Genomic DNA, 7,540 nt, shown 5'->3' with positions numbered 1-7,540 from the left:
TCCGGCCGATGTGAGCGGGCTTCGGCCGGACGCCTTTCCCCCGGCGGGCCCGCTTCCCCCGGTCGGGCCCGCCGGGGGCTCCACGCTGGAACGGTCCCGTCAGGCGGGCGGAATTGGTGCGTCGTCCGGCGGGCGCAGTTCGTCGGTGTAGCTGACGGGTAGCCGGCGCATCACGCCCGACTCGTCGACGGAGTACTGGCCGAGCCGCCACAGCGGCGGCGAATAGGCGTGGATGGAGACGCTGGCCTCCTCCACGCCGGTGAGCCGGTGGATGTGGTCGGGGCCGAAGGCGAACGACTCGCCCTCCCGGACCACGGTGCGCAGCGGGTCGCCCCCCATGCGCGGGTTGTTCTCCTCGATGGCCCCGGCGACGACGCGGACGGCGCCCGACGACACGTCGTGGTCGTGCCATCCGGTGTCGTTCTCCGGCGTCCAGCACAGCAGCCAGACGTCCACGTGCTCGTCCCGGTGGAGGGAGGCGTAGTGGCGCCGCCCCTCGGGGAACTCGACCTGGGGCCGCCACAGATCGGGCCGCTCCGCCAGGCCGTCGACCAGCTCCCGCAGCTCGCGCTTGTCGAGGGGGCGGCCGGGCAGGTTCTCCAGGCCGGTGGCGCGGGGCAGGACCTCCGAGGACACGGGTGCTCCTTTCCGAACTGACGCAGGGCGCGGCGAAGCCGCTGAGCAGCGGTACTGAACCGCATCAGTTAACCGTTTCAGTGAACCGCTTCAGGAGTCATGCCGTCAAGGTCGCGCTCCTTGCCCTGTCGGTGGCGGCCTCTAGGGTTGGAGGGATGTCGGAGAAGCGCAAGCGCGCGACCATCCGGGAAGTGGCGCAGGCGACCGGTTTGTCGCCTGCGGCGGTGTCGTACGCGCTGCGCGGCATCCAGACCTCGGAGGAGACGCAGGAGCGGGTCCGCGCGGCGGCGGACGAGCTCGGCTACGAGGCCCACCCGATCGCCCGCGCCCTGGCCAGCGGCCGCACCGACCAGGTCGGGCTGCTGTGCGGCTCCCTGGAGGACTACTGGCAGCAGTCCCTCGCGGTCGGCATCGGCCGCGCGCTGCTCGCCCGCGACCGCTACGCCCTCATCGTGGACGCGGGCGGCGACCCCGAGCGGGAGCTGGCCCTCGCCCGCCGGCTGCGCGACCAGCGGGTGGACGGGCTGATCGTCCAGCCGCTCGACCCGTCCGCCGCGCTGTGGTCGGAGCTGGCCGGCACCGTCCCGGTCGTGTCGATCGGCGACGCGCTGCACGGCGGCCAGGCGCAGGGCGAGGTCGTGTTCGACAACCGGCGCGGCGTCACGCTCGCGCTGGAGCACCTGCACGGCCTCGGGCACCAGCGCGTCACCGTGTTCACCCCCACCCGCGCGAGCACCCCCGACCGTCCCGCCGACGTGCACGTCAACGCCGAGGCCGAGCGGCTCGGGCTGCGCGTGGACGTGGTGGTCGTGCCGCAGTCGCTCGCCGCGGCCACCGAGGTCGCGACGCGGGTGCTCGGCGGCCCCGACCGGCCCTCCGCGGTGTTCTGCTTCGCCGACTCGATCGCCTACGGCGTCTACGCCGCGACCCGCGCGCTCGGCCTCGCCGTCCCCGGCGACGTGGCGGTCTGCGGGTACGACAACCATCCGATGTCGGCGCTGCTCACGCCGCCGCTCACCACCGTCGACTGGGACATCGACGGCATCGTCCACTCCGCCGTCCGGCTCGTCGTCGACGTCATCGACGGCAAGCCGCGCAAGCGCCGCGTGGTGCGCGAGCCGGCGCTGCGCGTCCGCGCCTCGACCGGCGGCGGGGCGGAGTAGGGCCGGGTCAGGGATGCAGCCGGGCGAGCCGGGGCAGCAGGTCCGCCGCCGCCGCGATGTCGGCGTCGAGCGGCCGGTCCTCGACGCGCGGGTCGAGGACGGCGGCGGCCAGGTCGGTCGCCGCCCGCAGCGGCCCGCCGGACGGCGCGCGCCCCTGCATCCGCAGCGCCCGCGCGGCGGCGACCAGCTCGCAGCCGAGCCCGAGCCGGTAGGCGGCGACGGCGTCGGTCGTCGCGCGCGCCGACTGGGTCGAGAAGCCCGCGTGCTCCTCTACGCCGCGCGACAGCACCGCGCTGCCGAGCGCCGCCGGCGTCGCCAGGCGCCGGACGTCGGCGAGGCACGAGTGCGCCACGTACTCCAGGATCATGATCCCGGACGACGCCTCCGTGGCGCCCTGGAACGGGTAGAGGCCGGTGAACGACGGCTCGGCGAGCGTCCCGAGCCGGGCGGCGGCGAGCGCCATCGTCTGGAACAGCGCGGCGCGCGCGGAGTCCAGCGCGAGGCCGACGTACGCGGTGTGGAAGTTGCCGTTGTGCCAGACCCGCCGCCCCGCGACGTCGACCAGCGGGTTCTCGGCGGCGGCGTTGATCTCGCGGGTGACGACCTCCTCGGCGTACCGCGCCGCCTCCAGCGCCGGCCCGTGCACCTGCGGGAACGCCCGGTACCCGTACGGGTCCTGGATGCGCATCGGCGCGGGCCGGTCGAAGGCGAGCAGCGCCCGCATCGCCGCCGCGGTGTCGCGCTGGCCGGGGTGCGGGCACGCGTCCTGCACCGCCCCGGCGTAGGGCTCCTCCGAGCCCCGCACCGCGAAGTGCGACAGCGCCGCGACGACCGTCGAGGCGCGCAGCAGCTCGCGCAGGTCGGCGACCGCGAGCGCCGCCTCCCCGAGCGTGGCGGCGTTGGAGCTGATGAACGCGAGCGCGTCGGCGGAGCCGAGCCGGTAGCCCGGCCCGCGCGGCGCCGCCCCGTCCGGGTCGGCGCTCCCGTCCGGGTCGGCCAGCCACGCCCGCTCGCCGAGCAGGCACAGCGCGGTCGACGCCAGCGCCGTCAGGTCGCCGGTGCCGATCGCCCCGTACACCGGCACCGGAGGAAGGAGACCCAGATTGAGGACGTCCGCGAGGGCGCCCAGCACGCCCGGTTCCACCCCCGACCCGCCCGCCGCGATCTGGTTCAGCCGGACGGTCAGCATCGCCCGGACGATCTCCGGGGCGACCAGCGGCCCGGCCCCGGCGGCGTGGCTGCGCAGCAGGCGCAGGCCGTGCGCGTCGGCGTCCTCCCACTCCACGTCCACCACGCGGTTCGCGCCGACGCCGGTCGTCCGCCCGTACACCGGCTGCGTCGCGGCGGCCTCGCGGGCGGTCCGCCAGGCGGCGCGGGCCCGCTCGACCCCCTCCGAGGCCATGACGATCGTCACATCCGAGCGGGCCGCGGCCACCACCTGGCGGCAGGTGAGCGCGGTTCCGTCGATAACGATTCGGCTGTTCTCCACGCGGCTACGCTACTTTCCCCTGTTTACCGGTAGTTATGCTCGACAACCGACGTTCCGGACAAGCTGGGACACCGAGGTGACCGTACCCATTGGTTACGGTTGGCGGGTAGGCCGAAATCGATCATCGGCGTCGCGGGCGCCCAACGAGGACGTGAATCGTTGATCACCTTTGAGGGCGTCACCAAGCGCTACCCGGGCGGCACCGTCGCCCTGGACGATGTCAGCCTCGAATGCCCCACCGGGTGCATCACCGTGTTCGTCGGCACGTCCGGCGGCGGCAAGACCACCGCGCTGCGGACCATCAACCGGATGGTCGACCCCACCTCCGGCCGGGTCCTCATCGACGGGCAGGACGTCCGCGAGCGCAAGCCGGCCGAGCTGCGGCGCGGCATCGGCTACGTCATCCAGCACGCCGGGCTGTTCCCGCACCGCACCATCGTCGACAACATCGCCACCGTCCCCTACCTCGTCGGCTGGAACAAGAAGAAGGCGCGCGAGCGGGCGCTGGAGCTGATGGAGCGGGTCGGGCTCGACCCCGCGATGGGGAAGCGCTACCCGTTCCAGCTGTCCGGCGGGCAGCAGCAGCGCGTCGGCGTCGCGCGGGCGCTCGCCGCCGACCCGCCGATCATGCTGATGGACGAGCCGTTCAGCGCCGTCGACCCCGTCGTCCGCGGCGAGCTGCAGGACGAGTTCCTCCGCCTCCAGGACGAACTGCACAAGACGATCGTGTTCGTCACCCACGACATCGACGAGGCCATCAAGCTCGGCGACCGGATCGCGGTGTTCGAGACCGGCGGCCGGCTCGTCCAGGTCGACAGCCCCGAGGACCTCCTCGCCCGGCCCGCGAACGACTTCGTCGCCGGGTTCATCGGGCGCGACCGCGGCATCCGGCGGCTGTCGTTCGTCCCGTCCGCGTCCGTGCCGCTGAACGAGCGCGGCGTCCTGCCCGCCGACACCCCGGTGAGCGAGGCGCCCGCCGAGGGCTGGGTCCTGGTGGTGGACGGCGACCGGCGCCCGCTCGGCTGGGCCGCGGCCGACGTCCTGCCGTCCACCGGCGTGCTCGGCGACGCGCGGCTCGCGCCGGTCGGGCACACCTTCGACACCGAGACCGACTCCGTCCGGGCCGCGCTGGACGCCGCGATCCTGTCGCCGTCCGGCCGCGCCGTGAGCGTCGACGCCGCCGGGCGGCTCGTCGGCATCGCCGACCAGCAGGACCTGACCACCGCCATCGCCCGCTCCGGCACCGAGCCCAGCGCCGCCGTCGAGCCCGACGCGGACGCCGAGCCCGGCGCGCCGTCCCTCGCCAAGGAGGGCGGCTGATGGACATCGACTGGGGCTGGATCGGCGAGCACACCGACTCGCTGGGCGAGCACGCCGTCCTGCACCTGCGGCTCGCGCTGCTGCCGGTGCTGTTCGGGCTGCTCATCTCGCTGCCGCTCGGCGTGCTGTGCCGCCGCTGGGGCTGGCTCTACCCGCCCGCGCTGACGCTGTCGAACGTGCTGTACGCGATCCCGTCGCTCGCGCTGTTCATGCTGTTCATCGACTACACCGGGCTCAACCCGTCCACGGTGATGATCCCGCTGACCCTCTACAGCCTGTCGGTGCTCGTCCCGAACGTGGTGGACGGCCTGGCGTCGGTGTCCGAGCCGGTCCGGCAGGCCGCCACCGCGATGGGCTTCGGGCCGCTGCGCCGGCTGCTGCAGGTCGAGCTGCCGATCGCGGTCCCGATCGTCATCGCCGGGACGCGGGTCGCCGCCGTCTCCTCCATCAGCCTCGTCGCGGTCGGCCAGCTGATCGGGCAGGGCGGGCTCGGCGAGGACATCATCCGCGGCTACCAGCTGCAGTTCCAGACGCAGATCATCGCCGCGACCGTCCTGATCATCCTGCTGGCCCTGGTGACGGACGCGATCCTCGTCACCGTCCAGCGCCTGCTCACGCCGTGGGCCCGGGCGGCCCGGGGGGCCTCGTGACCGAGCGCAAGCGAGGGCATGACGCCGCCGCTCTTGCCGGGGGGTGTGGGGGGTCGTCCCCCCACGGGGAGGGAGCCTCGTGACCGACGTGTGGAACCAGATCGACCTGTTCTGGACGTGGCTGACCGCCTCGTCCCAGTGGCACGGCGCCGACGGCATCCCGCACCGGCTGCTCCAGCACCTCTACTACAGCGGCGTGTCGCTCGCGGCCGCCGCGGTGATCGGGCTGGCGCTCGGCCTGCTCATCGGGCACACCGGACGCGGCGGCTTCCTCGCCATCACGGTCGCGAACTTCGCCCGCGCGATCCCCACCTTCGGGCTCATCCTGTTCATCGTCGTGATCGAGTACAGCATCACGCCGGTGCTGGTCGCGCTGGTGGCGCTCGCCGTCCCGCCGATCCTGGTGAACACCTTCGAGGGCGTGCGCGGCGTCGACGCCGACGCCAAGGACGCGGCGCGCGGCATGGGCATGACCGGCTGGGGCGTGCTGTGGCACGCGGAGCTGCCGATGGCGCTGCCGCTGATCCTGCTCGGGCTGCGCACGTCGGCGATCCAGGTCGTCGCGACCGCCACCATCGCCGCCTATCCCGGCTTCGGCGGCCTCGGCCGCTACATCATCGACGGGCTGGCCCGCAACGACTACCAGCTCGTCATCGGGGGGACGGTGCTCGTCGTCCTGCTCGCCCTGATCGTCCAGCTCGCCTTCGCGGCGCTGCGCCGCGTCGTGATCTCGCCGGGACTGCTCGGCTCCGCCCGTTCCTCCTGATCGACCGAAGGACAAGGACCATGAAGAAACTCATCCGTGGCGCGGCGATCGGCCTCGCGGCCGCCCTCACGCTGTCCGCCTGCGGCGGCGGGGACTCGTCCGGCGACGACAAGAACCCCCTCGCCGGCGGCGGCAAGAGCGGCACGATCACCGTCGGCGGCGCCAACTTCCCCGAGAGCAACCTGCTCGGCGAGGTCTACGCGCAGGCGCTGGAGGCCAAGGGCCTCAAGGTGACCCGCAAGTTCAACATCGGCGCCCGCGAGATCTACTACGACCAGGTCGTCAAGGGCGGCATCAGCGTGATGCCGGAGTACAACGGCGCCCTGCTCACCACCTCGGTCGACAAGAACAGCACCGCCGCGACCACCGAGGAGATCAACGCCGCCCTCAAGGCGAAGCTGCCGCCGTCGGTGGAGATCCTCGACTCGGCCCAGGCCGAGGACAAGGACTCCGTCACCGTCAACCCGCAGACGGCCGCCAAGTACAACCTGAAGTCCATCGCCGACCTCAAGCCGGTCGCCAAGGACCTCGTCATCGCCGGGCCGTCGGAGTTCAAGACCCGCCAGCAGGGCCTCGTCGGCCTCCAGAAGGTCTACGGCCTGGAGTTCAAGAAGTTCCAGCCGTTCGACGCGGGCGCCCAGGCCACCCTGGTGAAGCTGCTCACCGAGAACAAGATCCAGGCCGCCGACCTGTTCACCACCGACCCGACCATCCAGCAGAACAAGCTGGTCGTCCTGGAGGACCCGGAGAACGTCTTCAGCGCCCAGAACGTCACGCCGCTGATCAACAAGGAGGCGGTGAACGACGAGGCGAAGGCGGCGCTGAACGGCGTCTCCGCCAAGCTCACCACCCAGGACCTCCTGGACATGATGAAGCGCATCGCCATCGACAAGGACGACCAGGAGAAGGTCGCCGAGGAGTGGCTGAAGAAGTCCGGCCTGGCCTGACCCTCACTACGACAGGGCCCGCCGCGCACCGCGCGGCGGGCTCTGCCGTTCTCGGGGGCGGTCAGGGCGTCGGGGCGACGCGCTTGCTGTAGGACGTGATCGGGGCGGTCTCGACGCGTTCGACACCGTCCAGTGACCCGATCCGGTCGGCGAGGTAGGCGTAGAGAGCGTCCTCGTCGCGGCAGACGGCGATGGCCAGGAGGTTGTGCGGTCCGGTGGTCGCGCCGACGAAGGCCGCTTCGGCGTCGCCCGCCAGGGCCCGGGCGGTGGCGGCGAGCCGGGACGGGACGACGGTCAGCCAGAGCAGGCACTGGGCCGTGAAGCCGAGCAGCGCCGGGTCGACCTCGACGTCGAAGTGCAGCGTGCCGGACCGGCACAGGGCCTCCAGCCTGCGGCGGACCGCCGACTCCGACCAGCCGAGGCGGCGCGCCAGGCCCGGGTAGGCGGCGCGGCCGTCGGCCGCCAGGGCGGGCAGCAGCCGCCGGTCGAGGTCGCCGAGGACGACCGGGGCGGCGCCGGCCGGGGCGGCGCCTGTCTCTGATACACATCTCCGAGCCCACGAGACCCTA

General features: G+C 73.1%; 8 protein-coding genes. 5 read left to right on the top strand and 3 right to left on the bottom strand.

The genetic code is table 11. From position 1 onward, the window contains the following. Nucleotides 1–99: 99 nt before the first annotated feature. Nucleotides 100–636: a cysteine dioxygenase gene (locus ETD96_RS37185; protein ID WP_138641203.1), complete on the bottom strand. Its 537-nt coding sequence runs from the start codon at nucleotides 634–636 to the stop codon at nucleotides 100–102. A gap of 155 nt (nucleotides 637–791) precedes the next feature. Here ETD96_RS37185 and ETD96_RS37180 point away from each other — a divergent pair, with 155 nt between their 5' ends. Continuing rightward, nucleotides 792–1,799, top strand: coding sequence for a LacI family DNA-binding transcriptional regulator (locus tag ETD96_RS37180; protein ID WP_138641202.1), 1,008 nt, complete (start codon nucleotides 792–794; stop codon nucleotides 1,797–1,799). Nucleotides 1,800–1,806: 7 nt separating this feature from the next. Here the strand turns inward: ETD96_RS37180 and ETD96_RS37175 are convergent, their stop codons facing one another. Then, the gene (locus tag ETD96_RS37175; protein ID WP_138641201.1) at nucleotides 1,807–3,288 is read right to left on the bottom strand and encodes an aromatic amino acid ammonia-lyase; all 1,482 of its coding nucleotides are present in this window, start codon (nucleotides 3,286–3,288) and stop codon (nucleotides 1,807–1,809) included. Between the two features lie 159 nt (nucleotides 3,289–3,447). On the opposite strand from ETD96_RS37175, the gene ETD96_RS37170 reads away from it, so the two are divergent. The 4 genes from ETD96_RS37170 to ETD96_RS37155 all read left to right on the top strand — a co-directional run bounded on the left by ETD96_RS37170 (nucleotide 3,448) and on the right by ETD96_RS37155 (nucleotide 6,971). Further along, on the top strand, nucleotides 3,448–4,608 hold the full coding sequence (locus ETD96_RS37170; protein ID WP_138641200.1) for an ABC transporter ATP-binding protein: 1,161 nt from the start codon (nucleotides 3,448–3,450) through the stop codon (nucleotides 4,606–4,608). Beyond that, on the top strand, nucleotides 4,608–5,258 hold the full coding sequence (locus tag ETD96_RS37165; RefSeq protein WP_138641199.1) for an ABC transporter permease: 651 nt from the start codon (nucleotides 4,608–4,610) through the stop codon (nucleotides 5,256–5,258). The genes ETD96_RS37170 and ETD96_RS37165 overlap by 1 nt, the downstream gene beginning before the upstream one ends. Before the next feature lie 79 nt (nucleotides 5,259–5,337). Continuing rightward, the gene (locus tag ETD96_RS37160) at nucleotides 5,338–6,024 is read left to right on the top strand and encodes an ABC transporter permease (RefSeq protein ID WP_138641198.1); all 687 of its coding nucleotides are present in this window, start codon (nucleotides 5,338–5,340) and stop codon (nucleotides 6,022–6,024) included. Between the two features lie 20 nt (nucleotides 6,025–6,044). Beyond that, the gene (locus ETD96_RS37155; protein ID WP_138641197.1) at nucleotides 6,045–6,971 is read left to right on the top strand and encodes an ABC transporter substrate-binding protein; all 927 of its coding nucleotides are present in this window, start codon (nucleotides 6,045–6,047) and stop codon (nucleotides 6,969–6,971) included. A 61-nt stretch (nucleotides 6,972–7,032) separates the two neighbouring features. On the opposite strand, the gene ETD96_RS37150 is transcribed toward ETD96_RS37155, so the two are convergent. After that, the coding region (locus tag ETD96_RS37150; RefSeq protein WP_138641196.1) for an Lrp/AsnC family transcriptional regulator at nucleotides 7,033–7,540 on the bottom strand (508 nt) is incomplete at its 5' end.

This window comes from Actinomadura geliboluensis (assembly GCF_005889745.1).
Lineage (GTDB): Bacteria > Actinomycetota > Actinomycetes > Streptosporangiales > Streptosporangiaceae > Spirillospora > Spirillospora geliboluensis.
Note: the sequence above shows the minus strand (reverse complement) of the source record. Positions and strands in the feature narration are given on the sequence as shown.